General features: G+C 54.3%; 16 protein-coding genes and 1 pseudogene. 4 read left to right on the top strand and 13 right to left on the bottom strand.

All coding sequences use genetic code 11. The annotated features are described in order from the left end of the window. Positions 1–39 precede the first annotated feature (39 nt). The 7 genes from ABD76_RS07780 to cymR all read right to left on the bottom strand — a co-directional run bounded on the left by ABD76_RS07780 (position 40) and on the right by cymR (position 6,294). The gene (locus ABD76_RS07780) at positions 40–1,110 is read right to left on the bottom strand and encodes an AI-2E family transporter (RefSeq protein WP_197255731.1); all 1,071 of its coding nucleotides are present in this window, start codon (positions 1,108–1,110) and stop codon (positions 40–42) included. 50 nt (positions 1,111–1,160) lie between these two features. Further along, positions 1,161–1,646 carry an anaerobic ribonucleoside-triphosphate reductase activating protein gene (gene nrdG / locus ABD76_RS07775; protein WP_197255729.1) on the bottom strand — a complete coding sequence of 162 codons (486 nt, stop codon included), beginning with the start codon at positions 1,644–1,646 and terminating at the stop codon, positions 1,161–1,163. Continuing rightward, a complete protein-coding gene (locus ABD76_RS07770; protein ID WP_197255727.1) occupies positions 1,643–3,601 on the bottom strand; it encodes an anaerobic ribonucleoside triphosphate reductase in 1,959 nt (652 codons plus the stop codon). The genes nrdG and ABD76_RS07770 overlap by 4 nt, the downstream gene beginning before the upstream one ends. Positions 3,602–3,834: 233 nt before the next feature. Then, positions 3,835–4,050, bottom strand: coding sequence for a hypothetical protein (locus ABD76_RS07765; protein WP_006679674.1), 216 nt, complete (start codon positions 4,048–4,050; stop codon positions 3,835–3,837). Between the two features lie 26 nt (positions 4,051–4,076). Then, positions 4,077–4,574 (bottom strand): PRC-barrel domain-containing protein, encoded by a 498-nt coding sequence (locus ABD76_RS07760; RefSeq protein ID WP_197255725.1) that lies wholly within the window; start codon positions 4,572–4,574, stop codon positions 4,077–4,079. Positions 4,575–4,691: 117 nt separating this feature from the next. Further along, the gene (locus tag ABD76_RS07755) at positions 4,692–5,855 is read right to left on the bottom strand and encodes a cysteine desulfurase family protein (protein ID WP_197255723.1); all 1,164 of its coding nucleotides are present in this window, start codon (positions 5,853–5,855) and stop codon (positions 4,692–4,694) included. A gap of 19 nt (positions 5,856–5,874) precedes the next feature. Further along, entirely contained in the window at positions 5,875–6,294 is a 420-nt protein-coding gene (gene cymR, locus ABD76_RS07750; protein WP_006679671.1) for a cysteine metabolism transcriptional regulator CymR, read from the bottom strand. Between the two features lie 231 nt (positions 6,295–6,525). On the opposite strand from cymR, the gene ABD76_RS07745 reads away from it, so the two are divergent. The 4 genes and pseudogenes from ABD76_RS07745 to mnmA all read left to right on the top strand — a co-directional run bounded on the left by ABD76_RS07745 (position 6,526) and on the right by mnmA (position 11,301). Continuing rightward, positions 6,526–7,782 (top strand): helix-turn-helix domain-containing protein, encoded by a 1,257-nt coding sequence (locus ABD76_RS07745; RefSeq protein ID WP_197255721.1) that lies wholly within the window; start codon positions 6,526–6,528, stop codon positions 7,780–7,782. Positions 7,783–7,916: 134 nt separating this feature from the next. Next, positions 7,917–8,135, top strand: a complete 219-nt coding sequence (locus tag ABD76_RS30180) for an aspartyl-phosphate phosphatase Spo0E family protein (protein ID WP_197255719.1) — start codon at positions 7,917–7,919, stop codon at positions 8,133–8,135. A gap of 1,541 nt (positions 8,136–9,676) precedes the next feature. Further along, positions 9,677–9,868 (top strand): annotated as a pseudogene (locus tag ABD76_RS31400) (DivIVA domain-containing protein); the annotation flags it as partial. Between the two features lie 329 nt (positions 9,869–10,197). Next, positions 10,198–11,301 carry a tRNA 2-thiouridine(34) synthase MnmA gene (mnmA, locus tag ABD76_RS07730; RefSeq protein WP_197255715.1) on the top strand — a complete coding sequence of 368 codons (1,104 nt, stop codon included), beginning with the start codon at positions 10,198–10,200 and terminating at the stop codon, positions 11,299–11,301. Between the two features lie 78 nt (positions 11,302–11,379). On the opposite strand, the gene ABD76_RS07725 is transcribed toward mnmA, so the two are convergent. The 6 genes from ABD76_RS07725 to ABD76_RS07700 form a co-directional block, all read right to left on the bottom strand. Next, a complete protein-coding gene (locus ABD76_RS07725) occupies positions 11,380–12,723 on the bottom strand; it encodes a hemolysin family protein (protein WP_197255713.1) in 1,344 nt (447 codons plus the stop codon). Between the two features lie 223 nt (positions 12,724–12,946). Continuing rightward, positions 12,947–13,255 (bottom strand): ArsR/SmtB family transcription factor, encoded by a 309-nt coding sequence (locus tag ABD76_RS07720; protein WP_006679667.1) that lies wholly within the window; start codon positions 13,253–13,255, stop codon positions 12,947–12,949. A 171-nt stretch (positions 13,256–13,426) separates the two neighbouring features. Then, positions 13,427–13,969, bottom strand: coding sequence for a PCYCGC motif-containing (lipo)protein (locus ABD76_RS07715; RefSeq protein WP_197255711.1), 543 nt, complete (start codon positions 13,967–13,969; stop codon positions 13,427–13,429). Between the two features lie 60 nt (positions 13,970–14,029). Next, positions 14,030–14,395, bottom strand: a complete 366-nt coding sequence (gene crcB / locus ABD76_RS07710) for a fluoride efflux transporter CrcB (RefSeq protein ID WP_197255709.1) — start codon at positions 14,393–14,395, stop codon at positions 14,030–14,032. Next, entirely contained in the window at positions 14,392–14,844 is a 453-nt protein-coding gene (gene crcB, locus ABD76_RS07705) for a fluoride efflux transporter CrcB (RefSeq protein ID WP_242069434.1), read from the bottom strand. The genes crcB (ABD76_RS07710) and crcB (ABD76_RS07705) overlap by 4 nt, the downstream gene beginning before the upstream one ends. An 80-nt stretch (positions 14,845–14,924) precedes the next feature. After that, complete coding sequence (locus ABD76_RS07700; RefSeq protein WP_197255761.1) at positions 14,925–16,250, bottom strand: replication-associated recombination protein A; 1,326 nt, start codon at positions 16,248–16,250, stop codon at positions 14,925–14,927. Between the last annotated feature and the right edge of the window lie 4 nt (positions 16,251–16,254).

The following is a 16,254-nucleotide window of genomic DNA, read 5'->3' as shown; positions in this document are numbered from 1 at the left end:
GCTGCTCTTCGATTACTGCTATAGTCCTCCCGACTTCGGTCATACCGTTTTGCGCCGCACGTAATAGGTGAACACATGGGACAAGACGACTTTCAGCGCCGCAAACACCGGTACGGCCAAAATCATTCCGATGATGCCGGCGAGCTGTTCTCCGACGAGCAGGGCAAATATAATCGAGAGCGGATGCATATGCAGCGTCCGGCCAACCACCTGGGGGGAAATAATGTTCCCTTCGAGAATTTGGCAGACCGTATTGACGGCAATGACGAAAATCATCATTTTCAATGACATGGTCGAAGCGACGATCAGGGCAGGAGCCGCTCCGAAATACGGTCCGAGATACGGAATAATATTGAAGATGGCCACGAACAGCGCCAGCAGCAGCGGATAAGGCAGTCCGATCAGCCAGTAGCCGATATAAGCCAGCACCCCGATAATGGCGCAGACGAGGACTTGCCCCCGGATATAGCTGCCGAGCGCATTATCGATTTCTTTGAGCATCATCACCATATGCTTGCGGTGCGTCTTCGGCATATAGGCGATAACGGTTCGTTCGAACACATTGAAGTCTTTCAAAATATAGAAAATCAAAAAAGGAACGATAAGCGCCATCATAAGGATGTTGAGCATATCGCCGAGGTTGTTCATAAATTCCGTGATCACCTTGCCCACCCGCTGCTCCATGCCGTAAATCCAGTCGTTCAGACTGCTCCGGACCGACGTCGGCATGAGAGACGACTCGCTGAGCCCGTCCATCAGCTCCGCCGCCTTCGCATTGAAGTGAGGCATCTGCTCGTTCAATTCCTCCAACTGCTTCATAATCATCGGAATCATATTGATGAGCAGCACGGTGACGCAGGCGATGAATACCGCATAAATGAGCAGCACCGCGATCGGCCGGGGAACTTTGCGCTCGGACAGCATATTGACGACCGGATTGAGCACATAAGCGATAATCATCGCGATGAGGAACGGGGCAACCACCGACTTTACAATCCCGTATACATTGCCGAGAAGCGGCTTCAACAAGTACAAGTAATACAGGATGAACAAAGCGAGCAGCACATATACGCCATAGACGAACAGCTTGTTTTTCCAAAAACGCTCCACTGTATTCCACACTCCGTTCGGACGAGCATCATACAGTAAAGTATGTGTAGCTAAGTGAAAATTAACTCGTCCGGCCGGCCGTTCCTCATCTTCCAGATGCGCTGATTGTCGCTGCCGCGGAAGCGAAGGCCGGGACGGCGGCGTTCGATCAGGAACCGACCGTCCACGAGCACATCCGTCAGCCGCAGCAGATCCCGCTGATCCCGGGTTCCGTCCTGCAGCAGCTCCTCCACCGTATAGCCCGTGTAGCACCAGACCGTTCGGCCCGCCTCCTTGACGATGCGGGCCAGCTTGGCCAGCCCCCGGGCCTGGAGGAACGGCTCGCCGCCCGACAAGGTGAGATCGGTAAGCGGATTGGAGAGCACATCGTCCGCCACCGCCTCGACGCTCATCAGGGTGCCGCCGTCGCTGCGCCAGGAGCTGGGATTGTGGCATCCCGGGCAGCGGTGGGGACAGCCGCTGACGAACACGACCGTCCTTAACCCCTCGCCGTCCACGACACTGTCATGGAGTATCGACATCACGCGCAAGCTCATCGATGCTTCACCCGCTCGCTCTCCTCGCTGCGCTTGGCCGAATTCCATTTGCTCATATCGCCGACCAGATAACCGGTAATGCGGCGAATGCGCTCAATGTCCTCTTCGGCGCCGCCGCATACGGGGCATGCATCCTCGATCATGTCCTGATGGCCGCAGCGGCGGCAGCGGTCGACCGGATGGTTCATCGATCCGTAGCCGATCCCGTGCTCTGCCATCGCGCGCACAATCCGATCGAGCGCTTGCGGATTCGCTTTGGCGCTGCCGTCCAGCTCGACATAGGTAATATGACCGGCGTTGCACAAAGCATGGTATGGCCCTTCGATGCGGATTTTGTCATACGCCTTGATCGGATAATAGACCGGAACATGAAATGAGTTCGTATAGTAATCGCGATCGGTCACGCCCGGAATGCGGCCGAAATCTTCCCGATCGCGCTTCGTGAATTTGCCGGACAGCCCTTCTGCCGGGGTCGCGATAAGCGAATAGTTCATCCCGGTGGCGGCCACGGCTTCGTCCATCCGCCGGCGCATATGGCCGACAATCTCGAGACCGAGCCGGCGCGCCTCCTCGGACTGGCCGTGATGGCACCCGGTCAGGGCGACCAGCGCTTCGGCGAGCCCGATGAAGCCGACGCTGAGCGTGCCCTGCTTCAAGACGTCGCGCAGCTCGTCCTCCGGCTCAAGCCGTTCGCTGCCGCGCCAGACGCCCTGCTGCATCAGGAAAGCGAAATCGCGAGCCCGCTTCCGCCCTTGATATTCATAGCGAGCGGCAAGCTGTCTCACGGCAATGGAGAGCATATCATCCAGCAGGGTGAAAAAAGCGTCCTTCGTGCGGGCCAGCAGCGCCATGCGCACCAGATTCAGCGAGGTGAAGGACAAATTGCCGCGTCCCTGCGGCGTCGACGGGCCGTTCACATTGGCCATGACCCGCGTGCGGCAGCCCATGTAACAGACCTCGCTCTCCGGCGTTCCGTCGTCATGCTCCTTGTTGAAGGGCGCATCCAGGAAGGCAAAGTTCGGGAACAGCCGCTCTGCCGTCGTGGCCAGAGCCAGCTCGTAAAGATCGCGGTTCGGGTCCCGCTCCGCGAAGTTAACGCCGGTTTTTACTTTGAAAATCTGGATCGGGAAGATCGGCGTCTCTCCCTTGCCCAGACCCGCTCTTGTCGCCAGGAGCAGCTGTCTGATGAGCATGCGCCCTTCCCGCGACGTGTCTGTGCCGTAATTAATCGAGATGAACGGAACTTGCCCCCCGCCGCGCGAATGCATCGAATTGGCATTATGAATGAAGGCTTCGCAGGCCTGGTACACGTCGCGCTCGGTCAGGCGCCACGCTTCCTGCTCCCGGTCAAGCTCCGGCTGCAGCGGCAGCGATTCCAGATAGGCCAGGTGGCGCCGGAACGTCTTGCCTACATAAGGGGCCAGATCGTAATCGAAGGCGGGATACGCTTGTCCGCCATGCTGCTGGTTCTGATTCGCCTGCAAAATGATCGAAGCGAGAGCGAGCGCGCTCTTGATATCCTGCGGCTCCCGCATATGGCCATGGCCGGTATTGAAGCCTCGCTTCAAGAGCTGTCCGAGCGGGATCTGGCAGCAGGTCGTCGTTCCATACGCATAGAAATCAAGATCGTGAGGATACAGCAAATTATCCTCCACGGCTTCCCGCGCTTCCGGGGCAAGCAAATAATTTATCGCATACCAGCGCGAGCATTCGCTGGCCATCTTGCTCATGATGCCCATCGGCGAGCGGCCGTCCACATTGGCATTTTCGCGCATCAGATCCGAATCCGCGTCCTGTACGATTTCGTGCAGCGACGCCGTCAGCGGATGATGCTCCGGCAGCGCTCGGCCATCCCCCTTCCGTGCGCTCCCCCATGATGTCCAAGGCATCGGTTCGGCGCCTCCCGCACTATCTTCGGCAACGTTCGCATCGCGCAATCGCGGCATGATCGTCATCGCTACTCCACCCTTCCATATCGTCTCTATTGATATTTCAACACTCTAAAACACTATATGTAGTATGAGTATTTAGAAAAAGACACAATATGTATTATCTACAAATGAGGAAGCCCGCAATATGAGATCGGTCACAGCCGGGCAGCCGCCGGAACGGCAAAAAGCGCCCATGCACCGCGCGAGGCGGAGCATGAACGCTTTTGTTCGCTTTATTCTGACTTGTGTCCATTCCGTTATGAAGAAGCATGCGCTTCCGGATAAGGCGGTGTCATAAACTCATCGCCAAAAAATAAATCGTCGAGCGAGCTCAACGTCCCGTCTTCTTCCACCTGGAACACCGACATTTTATCGCCGTTAACGGTCAACTCGATAAAGCATCCCCAGCAGTAGAACTGGTGGGCGCCAATCTTCCCGATATCTTTGGAATTGCAATTCGGGCATCGCATCATCGTTCTTCACCATTCCGTCCATTAGACTAATTTGATTGTGCACTTGCGCTTCCGCTCTCTTCCACGACGATTACATCGGTGCCCCATTTTAAGCGGCTCATTCCTTCAATCTGCCGTCTTCCTTCCAGAAGGTCCGCAAGCAGGCCGTCTGAAATTTCCAGACCTGTTATCTGGTTACCCATATTGGGCTGAAAATAAACATCGGCGACCCATCCGAGCTGGGAGCCTTCCGAAGTCATGACCGGCAATCCCTTCAATGCCGCCTGTCCCGACAGAAATGACCGTTCCAGCGTGGCGCTGTCCGTCATCTGCACGGCTTCGCCGCTCGCAATCATGACCGCGTCATCCCCGCAGGCGGTCACATCCTCCCACCGTACCAGCATGTCCTGCTTGCGGACGCGGCTGACAAGCTGAAGATGCGTAATCTCCCAATCGGGAGTGATGCAGATATCTTTTACTTTGGAAATTTGCTTGCCCGTACCGATATCAAACACGGGCAGGCCGATCAGCTCCAGCAACTTCATTCAGGGGACCCTCCTTCGGTTCATGGCACATGCGGGTGCGCCGCACAGGCGCGCCTCTCCGCCGATAGCGCTCCATTCGCCGCGGATCCCGCCCCTTGATGCGGTCTGAGGAACTTCTTAATTTCTATTACGGACGCGGTTGGCGATGGTTGCAATTTGTTGCGACACAATATCGGCTTGCTCAATAGTATTGCCCAATCCGAAGCTGAATCTAACGGCGGTGCTCTTGCGCAGCTCGGAGAGCTTCATCGCTTCGAGCACATGCGATACTTCCAGGGAACCGGAAGTGCAGGCGGATCCGCTGGCTGCCATGATGCCTGCCAGATCGAGATTCATCAGCAGCGTCTCTGTCGGAACGTCCAGCACGCTCACATTGAGAATGTGAGGGAGATGCAGCTCCGGATGCCCGTTATACGCGACCCGATCTCCCAATCCCTCCACGAGCTTCGACCAGAGCCTCGCCCTCACTCGCTTGGTCTGGCGTACCTTGTTCTCCCGTTCGTTCTCAGCTACGCGAAGCGCCGCCGCGAACCCCGCGATTCCGGCCACATTTTCCGTCCCCGCCCGGCGCTTCCGCTCCTGATTGCCCCCGTGCAGCATCGGCTCCCACTCCGTCCCTTGACGGATATACAAGCAGCCGACTCCCTTCGGACCATTGATCTTGTGGGCGGAGAAGCTGGCCATGTCGACCGGCCAATCCGTCAGTTGGAACGGCAGCACTCCCAGCGCCTGAACGGCGTCGGTATGCATCACAATCCCCTGCTCGCGCACCAGCTCGCCGATCTCCCGAATCGGCTGCAGCGTGCCCACCTCATTGTTGCCCGTCATGACGCTCACCAGGCAAGTATTCGGCTGAAGCGCTTCCCGAATGCGCTCCGGCGCGACAAGGCCCGTCTCGTCCGGCGCGACGTAGGTCACTTCCACTCCGAGCTGCTCCAGATAACGGCAAGCGTGGAGCACCGCATGATGCTCCACTTCCGTCGTCACGACATGAGGCGGACGTTCCCGTCCGTGTCTCCGCCAGGCGGCATGGACCACGCCGAACAGGGCCGCGTTGTCGCTCTCCGTCCCGCCGCTCGTAAAGACGAGATCCTGCGGCCGGCAGCCGAGCCGTTCCGCGACGCCGTCCCGCGCCCGGGTCAAGGCCGCGGTCGCTTCGCGGCCGGCCGCGTGAACGCTGGAGGCATTACCATACACGTCCCGCATGACCGCGATCATCGCTTCCGCCGCCTCCGGGTGAAGCGGCGTCGTCGCGGCATGATCGAAATAAATTCGTTCCATTTCGCTTCCCTCGCGATCGTTAAATATAGAACATATAGCTTTCCTGCACGTTCTCATCCTTGTACGAGATCAGATCCGCAAGCGTTGTCGAATCAAGCACCTGAGCGATGCTGTCGCGAATGCGCAGCCACAGATCGCGCTTGGCCGGATCGTCCTCTTCCGTGAAATCGACCGGTGAAATCGGGCCTTCGAGCACGCGGATAATTTCGCCTGCCGTGACCTGCTCCGGGCTCTCCGGCAATATATATCCGCCGTAGGCTCCCCGTATGCTTTTGACCAAGCCCGCGTTGCGGAGCGGCGCTATCAATTGTTCAAGATAATGCTCGGAGAGATTGTTCTTCTCCGCGATGCTCTTCAAGGAAGTCGGGCCCTCGCCGTAGCTCCTGGCCAGCTCCATCATAATCGTCAGCCCGTAACGGCCCTTTGTTGATATTTTCATTGTTACACCTCATTTATTGGTTGTTCCTGTCCAATTCAATGTATTCCGATTAAGGCACCCCGTATATCGTAACATAACTATCTCCGTTATGGACAATAATCTGACAGGGTATTCGGATAAAGTTCTGCATCGATCCATGCATGTTCACATAATAGGGTATATATGGTAAATTGTTGATATATGTGATGATAGCGTATTCATGCAATTCGCAGTTCGAAAGAAGGTGATTCTGTGAGTTCGGAACAAAGACTCGTCGGCGAATTAATATACGAGTATCGGAAGAAGGCAAGGTATACGCTTCGTCAGTTGTCGACCTTATCTGGCATTCCCAAAGGAACGATATCGAAAATCGAAAGAGGGGAAACAAAGCGCCCTGAATTGGCTACCGTTCTGGCGCTGACTTCCCCCTTGTACGTTCCATATGCAGATGTCGTGAGTCATTACCTTGTGAAGGAGAGACGCAAGAGTGTTCTGCAACCTTTGCTGCAGGAAGCGATTCGGACAGGTGACGTAGAGGTCATCGAGAAGATTGCTGTCCGGTTTTTGGAATGCGACGGCACGGACAGCTATGACCTAACTGCGGAATTATACAACATGGCAGAGTCTGTAACCGATGTCACGGTCAGACTTGGATTGTTCCAACTTATCACAACCTACGCCAGAGAGCATGGTATACAGCCTTATTTGGCCAAAGCTTTATTCCAGACGTACTTGATTCAACGAAATGATTTCAGCAAGCTGGATCTCACTTTCCAAACCGGAACCTACCTGCTGAATTACATCAATTTTTTCTCGGAAGAGGATAAGGTGTTGCTGCACTTCAAGCTGGGGTTTCATGCCTACGCGCTGCAGCTTTATGAGAAGTGTATCGAACTGTGTCTCCCTATCGGCAAAAAGTATAAGAGCGATGACCTTACGAAGGCGCGTGCCCTGCTCCTTATTTGCAATTCCTATTACTATTTAGGCGATTACTTTTTGGCGGAGCAGTATCTATATGAATGTAAAAAGTATCCTTTCGCAGAGATTCAAGAAAACGTTGCACTTAATGAGGCTTGTATAGCGGGGCGAAAAGGAAATAGCAAACAGGCCATATCGCAACTCCTCATCTGCTTGGAACAGTCCTCGCCCAATAATGCGATCCATGTCGTGAACGAGCTTCTTGAGTTATACCTCCAAGATCAAAATATTGATGCTATAGAACAATTAATTGACGATGAATCCCGAATTCTGAATGCCCACTATCACACGCCATTTAAAAAATCTGAATTAGCCCTATATTTTAAATTGAAGGCGGGCTATTACATATTGATGAAAAAATATGAAGATGCGATTGACTGTTACACGTTAAGCGTACTGCACTATATAGATGTCGATTCTCGTATTAGAGCGAATGATTGTTTTAATTTAATCGTGTTTATATTACCCAAATGGGCACAGCAACAAATTGTAAAATCATATATGCAGGGGGAAGGGCAAATTTCGATTTGACCCTTCTTTTTTCGAACTCTGTTTTTGTCTTATTTTAGTTGAATATGTCGAAAAGTTTTATTGGTGGATAATTTTAGGGAATCCAAGAAACCTCAAGTATATTTTTTAGTGAGAAAGGGGGAAATGCAGTCTAAATGCTCACTCATGCGGAAGAACAGTTAATTTTGCAAAAGGTTGAAGAGTTGCGTCAACGTTTAACAAGAGCAGTTGGCAATATGAAAAGCCTAAGTGATGAGCATGTAGTTATACTTAGTCAGGAACTTGACTCTTACATATTGCAGCTTCAAAAAAAGAACTACTTAAACAGAGTTAAGACTAGTAGCACCAAAAAGATAACGAAAATGACGGGTTGAGTTAGTCGAATTCTGAAATTTCGCAAAAAAAAGAGCAAAATTGCATCCGAGAAGCAAGATGAAGAAAGAAATAGAACTCGAAATATCAGGCTGGTGGAAAACCCCTGTTTTTTACGAAGGGGTGGAGATGTCCATTTACCTGATCAAAACTTGGCACTCAGAGCGTTTTAAGTCGATTTTTCTACTGAGAGACGAGATCCACCATATAAAAAATGAAGTGGCGAAAATTCCCATAGACTTCTCAACGGCCTGATTTTACGGGATCCAAGAGACCGCGTCGGATCCAGAAGGCATCATCGCCTTCAGGAGGCATCATTGCCTTCTGTAGGCATCGTTGCCTTCTGGGGCTTGAACGTGTGGAGGGAATTGCTGCTATTTTACAGGAATTTCGGCTCAATGAGTCCACATCCCGAGTAATTGCTGCAAATCTACATCATTTTAGGCCCTTTTGCTTCAAGTCGAAGCGAAACGGGTGAAATTCCTGCCGTTTTGCAGGATTCCTTTCTGGGAAAGTCGTCCATATCGAATTGCTGTATTTACGCAGGATTTCGCTTACCGAATAGGCGTGTCTGGAGAAATCGTGCAGTTTTGCGGATTTCGCTTACCGGATAGACGTGTCTAGGGAAATGGTGCAGTTTTCAGGCCGTTGGAAAACCCCTGTTTTTTACGAAGGGGTGGAGATTGTCCATTTTCCTACTCAAAACTTGGCACCCATCGCGTTTTAAATCGATTTTTTCTACTGAGAGACGAGATCCTCCACATAAAAAATGAAGTGCAAAAAAATCCCTTGGACTTTCTCAACAGCCTGAAATATGCAGGTATTTTCAATCCGAATGAGGGGGCATGAGGCAGAAGCGTTGATCACGGCTCGTTCTGAATTGTGGTCCTGCAAGCGCTTTAGCGTTAATCAACTATCGTTGGGCAACTCCACATCAATCAAAGCTTGCAGCAGACTGGGATCCGAAGAATAAGTCGTATGGGATGAATACAGAAAAATACAAAGGAACTACATCTCCTGATATGGCACGGTCTATTAATTATCACATCGGTTCCAATTATTATACTGCTTCAAAAGTGAGTGACAAGGATACTCTTCGGAGATACATTATTAATGATGTTGGTACACTAGCGTTGCATCAATCTTTTTACGAAAATTTTCACCCTATAATTCTCTATATTTGTAACTTATTGAACTATATTCGTGGACAAAAATAAAGAAATCTCCTATTGTTGAGTTACCCTAAGCGTTATCCATAAAACGCCTCAACAAAGGAGATTCCTATGGATAACGTACCGAATCAAAACGTCATTTGTCAATGCCTAAAGTGGTTACATGTGAATTCCACTAGAGATGAGTCATTGGATTACCGAGCCCAAAAGTTGTTTGTCGGCGCTTCGACACTCTTGTTTGTAGAGGCACAGCTCCAGCAACGAGACTCATACAAAGGTGTTTCTGTTCCATACGGATTTCGATTATACTGTTCCTATGCAACATTCAAAATTACATATCTTACCTCACGGGAAAGGAATGGCGCTCGTTGATAAATGAAAAATTAGCGACCTTACGGCCGACGGAGCTCGGTGTCCGGTTCACTCCGCTCGACATACATAACCAAGAGTTTGACCGCACGTTTCGAGGGTATGATGAAGATCAGGTGAACGAATATCTGGACCTGATTATTAAGGATTATCAGACCTACAACCAAATCATCCAAGAGCTGCAGGCGCAGATCGCGGAGCTGCTGCAGGAAGACGCTCCCGCAACGCCTGACATGGACAATATTCAGCAGCGCATTCGGGAGCTTGAAATTTACTCCTTCGGGAGAACAAAAGACTAGCGGGAACGATCCTTCTGCACCCGATAAGGCCGAGGGTGTATCACAGACATAAAGCAGCCCATACTAGAGCATACGGGGCATCGTTTTGTTGAACGTTTATTTTCCCCCGCCTAGTTTCAGCCGAATATGTTACAATAGAGTGATACTACAAATCGACGGGTTGCGGCCAGCGGGGCGGCTTCAAGCGCCTCAACCGGCCGGCCCGCAGCAAAGACGGTGATATCATGACAACTGCGAATGCCCATACCCGTGTCGTCGTCGGCATGTCGGGGGGCGTCGATTCCTCCGTAACGTCCTTGCTGCTTAAGCAGCAGGGGTACGATGTAATCGGCATATTTATGAAAAACTGGGATGATACCGACGAATTCGGACATTGCACCGCCGAGGATGATGCCGAAGACGTGCGCCGGGTCTGCGAGCAGATCGGCATCCCTTATTATACGGTCAACTTCGAGCGTCAATATTATGACAAGGTATTCTCCTACTTCCTGGAGGAGTACCGGCGCGGACGGACACCGAACCCGGATGTCATGTGCAACCGGGAGATCAAATTCGGAGAGTTCCTGCAAAAAGCGCTCGATCTCGGGGCCGATTACGTGGCCACGGGCCATTATGCCCGCGTCGTGCGGGAGAACGGCCAAGCGAAGCTTCTTCGCGGCATCGACCGCAACAAAGATCAGACCTATTTCCTGAATGCCTTGAACCAGGAGCAGCTCGCGCGGGCCATGTTCCCGATCGGCCATCTGCCGAAGCCGGAAGTGCGCCGGATTGCGGAAGAAGCCGGACTCGCCACCGCGAAGAAAAAGGACAGCACCGGCGTCTGCTTTATCGGCGAGCGCAATTTCAAGGAGTTTTTGAGCCAATACTTGCCGGCGCAGCCCGGGGACATGATCGACATCCGGAGCGGAGAAGTCAAGGGCCGGCATGACGGCTTGATGTACTATACGCTCGGACAGCGCCAAGGCCTCGGCATCGGCGGTTCGGGCACCGGCGAGCCTTGGTTCGTAGCCGAAAAGGATCTCGACCGCAATATTTTGTATGTCGTCCAGGGCGAAGCCCATCCAAGCCTGTATTCGACCGGGCTGCGAGCGGCCGACGTGAGCTGGATCGCGGGCGATGCGCCGGACAAGCTGCATTGCACGGCCAAGTTCCGTTACCGGCAGCCGGATCAGGAAGTCACGGTCGAGCGAAGCGGCGACGGGACCTATGAAGTGACGTTCGCCGCGCAGCAGAAGGCGGTTACGCCGGGACAAGCCGTCGTGTTCTATGACGGCGAGGTCTGCCTGGGCGGAGGAACGATCGACGCCGTTCATAAGCTCAAGTACTAAGCGCAACCGGGCTCCGTTCGGCAGCCGATAGATGACAAATCCCCCCTCGCTCCCGGAGCAAGGGGGGATTTGTTCATTCTATACGGTCGTCGAGGCCGAAGTATCGACTTCGTCGCGGGCCGGCGCATCGAGCTTGCGGACATGCAGCCGCGCGATGCGAAGATGATCGGTCTCCTCCACGATGAACTCGAACTGAGATTCGACCGCGATGGTCTGGCCTACCCGCGGCGGCACTTCCACCTGGGCGTAGATCCAGCCGCCGATGGTATCATAATCGTCCGATACGATATCGGTGCCGAAATAGGAGTTCACTTCCTCGATCAGCAAGCGGCCGTCAATCGAATAATTCGACTCGTCCCGCTTCTCAATCTGCGGCCGTTCCTCGTCGAATTCATCCTGAATTTCGCCGACGATCTCCTCCATAATATCTTCCAATGTGACCAGACCTGCCGTTCCGCCGAACTCATCGATGAGCAAGGCAATCTGCACCTTGTTCTTCTGCATCATCTTCATCAGCGCGCTGATGGAGATCAACTCCGGCACGCTCATCATCGGCCTCATCACTTGGCGTATATCTTCAATCCCCGGCGGCGCCTTCACCAAATCCTTGATATGGACAAAGCCGATAATATTGTCCTTGTCCTCGTCGCACACCGGATAGCGTGTATGCATTTCCGTAATTGCTTTCTCTTTGTTCTCCTCGAATGAATTCTGCGCATAAAGGCAGACCATATCCGTGCGCGGAATCATAATATCGCGCGCATGCGTCTCCGTGAAGTCAAAAATGTTATCGACCAAGGCAAGCTCGGTATTGTCAATCAGACCGCTCTTGTAGCTTTCTTTCATCAAAATGCGTATTTCTTCTTCCGTATGAGCCGACTCATGCTCGGAAGCAGGCTGAATACCGAATAACTTCAGCAGCAGGTTCGCGGTTCCGTTCAACAGCCAGATGAACGGATACATGATCTTGTAAAAGTAACGGAGCGGCGCCGCCGTCAACAACGTAATCGCCTCGGCTTTGCGAATGGCCAGAGATTTGGGAGCCAGCTCGCCGAGCACGATATGAAGCACGGTGATAATGATGAACGCAATCACCGTCGATACGGTGTGCAAGACGACCTCGCCGAGGCCAATCGCCTCCAGCGGCTCTTTCAGGAGCTGGGCCACCGTCTTCTCCCCGATCCAGCCCAGGCCGAGTGAAGCAAGCGTAATGCCCAACTGGCAAGCCGATAAATACGCGTCCAGATGATCGGTCACATGCTGCGCGAACCGCGCCTTCGCATTGCCTTCCTGCACCAGCGTATCAATCCGGCTGCCGCGCACCTTCACCATGGCGAATTCGGCGGCGACAAAGAAACCGTTCAAAAATACAAGAAATAGAACCGAAAAAATGCCTAAGCCTATCGGTAACGGATCATCCAAACCTTCCCTGTCTTCCCGTCATCGGAACAGACAGGTACACCTCCCCATCATCAGAAAATAATTGCATTAAGAACATTATATAAGAAAGTACATAACCGTCAAATGGCGGCACGGCCCGAAAAACCGATGAAACGGCATCCCCTTGCCGTGCGCCCGGTTGACATTAAGTATATTCCACCTCTACGGCGTCCTATCACCCGTTTTGCTCGGAAACGGGCCTTTTTTATAATTTGGAAGCATACCGCACCGCTTCATTCAACAATCCGATAATATAGTCGTCGTCGCAAATGTATAATATATTTTGTCCTTCCCGCCGGTAACGGACAAACCGGTACGCCCGCAGCGTCTTCAACTGGTGGGATACCGCCGATTGGGACAGCTGCAGCGTCTCCGCAAGCTGGTTCACGGCGCATTCTTCCTTGGCCAGCATGGACAATATCCGAATCCGCGTCGGATCTCCCAGCGCTTTGAAGGTTTGCGATACATGCTCGAGCACTTCAGGATCCAGATCTTTTCCCAGGAAATATTCCATCATTGTCTCTCCTTTGTCCTTTGGTCCATCCCCTGTATATTCCGGCTCCGGACGGGGAATGAACATATCCTCATATGTTGGCAAGCTGTTGCCTGTAGGATATGACAAAGCGGCTCAATTTAAACATGGCGTTTCAAGGAAATTGACATCACGCGAATCGGCGCATCCCGCTTATGCGGCCGGCATCGGGGTAGGCGTAGGCTCCGCATATCCTTCTTTGTATTTCTCGTCGATGGCGTTGCGGATGTCGATGTCGCTCATCCCTTCGCTCTTCAGCTTCGAAGCCTCTACCGCGATATTGAGGCATACGCCGCAGCGGGTGCCGTGATCGTCCCATACGACGGCTCCGTCTTCTTCGATCTCCGCGACGAAGCAGTTCAGATTGTTCTGATGTCCTGCCGATTCTCCGCAGCCGCAATAGCAAGGCATCGAGGCGAGCAGTTCATGGTTGGCGGCCGCCAGCTTGTATATCAATTGCATCTCCTCGCTCTTATCGTCCATAAAAGGCGGAAGCTGATCCGCGGATGCCGTCGTTTGCCGCAGATCTCCGTTCGGCATTAGCCGCTCTGCCGCTTCCGGCTTCCCCGTCACGGCATGTCCGGCGTCGCCGGCGCTGCATCCGGCGGCCCCGAGCACCGATACCGTTACAATAACCGCTCCGATAAGCTTTTGAATCTTATACCGTCCCGTTAGGGAATGCCTCGCTTGGAACATGTCGACTCCTCCATTTTCTTTTCAATTTCATCGATACTGCGCTTGACGATGCGGCCCGCGCTACCCTGGCAGACCGGCCAGCCATCGTCCCCCCGCCGCAGCGGCGAGCCCGACGGCCGCCGTCAGGAACAGATACAGCGCGCAGCGGCCGCGCTGCTTGTCCTTCCATAGCGTCAATGCTTCGAAGCTGAAAGTCGAAAATGTCGTAAAGGCCCCGCACCATCCGACCGCGGCGAACACGTACAGCGGAGCGGGCAGCGCCTCACGCATCCCGGCCAACAGGCCAAGCAGGAAGCAGCCGCCCCAATTGACAAGCAGCGTCCCCCACGGAAAGCGGCTGCCTGCCCGCCTTGCAATATAAGCGCCCAATATATAACGGCTCCAGGCCCCGCACGCCCCGCCAATGGCTACCCACAGCATATTCATCGCTGTCCCTCCTCGCATGCGCCTGCCGGCTTGGACCGCGCCGCCCAGCGCATGCCGAGCCAGGCCAGCCTCAGTCCGAGGCCGATGCTCGCCGTCAAATAGATAACCGCGACGGCATACCGCTGGGCCGCGAACAGGTCCAGCGCCTCGACCGCGAAGGTCGAGAACGTCGTCGTTGCCCCCGTAAGCCCGGTTCCGAGCAGCGGCTTCCATAGCGGCGACAGGCCGGGCCGCTCATGCAGCCAGGTGAAGAACCAGCCGAGAAAGAGACAGCCGGCCAGGTTGACGGCCAATGTCGCCCAGGGGAAGCCTGCCGACGGGTCGAACGGGAGCAGCAGGCCGATGCCATAGCGGAGACAGGCTCCTGCGCTTCCCCCTGCCGCGACGGCGGCTCCCGCCGCTCTCCGCATCGCTGCGGCCCCCGCTCTGTCTGTATGCTTGGCCGTCATACTTCCCTCTCCCTTCCGAATGCTGTCTGTTCGGCCTCTGGATGCTTGGAGCCGGTCATCTGCGGGAACCTGCTCCACCCTTAGTCCCCGTTATCCGGCTTTGCTTGGCGTCTCCGTTCCTGATTCAGGCGCATCTTCGCCTCGGTCCCTTGCTCGCTCGCCATGAAGAAGACCCGATTGCGGATCGAATCCGGCAAATATTGCTGTTCAACGTAATGTCCGGGATAATCATGCGGATATTTGTAGCCCTTGTGCCCGAGCTTCTCGGCTCCCTTATAATGCGCATCTCGGAGATGAAGCGGCACAGGAGCCGACGGATAGTCGTCGAAGGCCGCCATGACGCGGGCGATGGCCGCCGGAATCGAATTCGACTTCGGACTCTCAACGGCGAACAGAATCGCCTGGGCGACAATATACTTCGATTCCGGCCACCCGATGCGGTGATACGCCTCCATCGCGCTGACCGCCTGAACCATCGCCTGCGGATTGGCCAAGCCGATATCCTCGCTGCAGGCGACCGTCAGGCGGCGGATGAAGGTCATCGGATCCATGCCGAGCTTCTCCACCGCGTAGAGGAACCAGTACAGCGCCGCATCGCTGGAGCCGCGGATGCTCTTGTGGAAGGCGGACAGCACATCGTATTGAACCGATTCGTCCGCCTGCACGAGCGGCCGGCGGACAGACTCCTCCGCGACCTCCATCGTGATGCGGACCGTTCCGTCCGCCTCCGGCGAGGTCGTCATCGCCGCGAGTTCCAGCGCGTTAAGCGCCCGCCGGATATCGCCGTTCGCCATCGCGGCGATATGCTCCAGCGTTCCCGGCTCCGCCTCCACCTTCATGAAGCCGAGACCCCGTTCCGCATCGGCCAGCGCCCGCCGCATCGCGATGAGCGAATGCTCCTTCGTCAGCGGCTTGAGCTGGAACAGCGTCGACCGGCTCATCAACGCCCCGATGACGTGGTGGAACGGATTCTCCGTCGTGGCGCCGACGAAGATGATCGTTCCCTTCTCGACGGCGGGCAGCAGCGCGTCCTGCTGCGACCGGTTGAAGCGGTGCACCTCGTCCAGGAACAAAATCGTCTTCGTATTGTACAGATTGCGGTTGTTCTCCGCCTGCTCGATGACCGCGCGCACGTCTTTGACCGAGGCGTCTACCGCATTGAGGCGGACGAACTCTCCCTGCGTCCGCTCCGAAATAATATTGGCCAGCGTCGTCTTCCCGCATCCCGGCGGCCCGTACAGCAAAATCGAAGAAATGCGATCCCCTTCGATTGCCCGCCGCAGCAGGCGGCCCGGACCGACGATATGCTCCTGGCCGATATACTCGTCAAGATTGCGCGGGCGCATCCGATCGGCGAGCAGGCGCATCCCCGGATCCCGCTCTTCCTGATAGGAGAATAAATCCATGTTC

The organism is Paenibacillus dendritiformis (assembly GCF_015845845.1).
Taxonomy (GTDB): Bacteria; Bacillota; Bacilli; order Paenibacillales; family Paenibacillaceae; genus Paenibacillus_B; species Paenibacillus_B dendritiformis_C.
The sequence above is the reverse complement of the archived record's forward strand: the minus strand, read 5'-3'. Positions and strand labels throughout refer to the sequence as shown.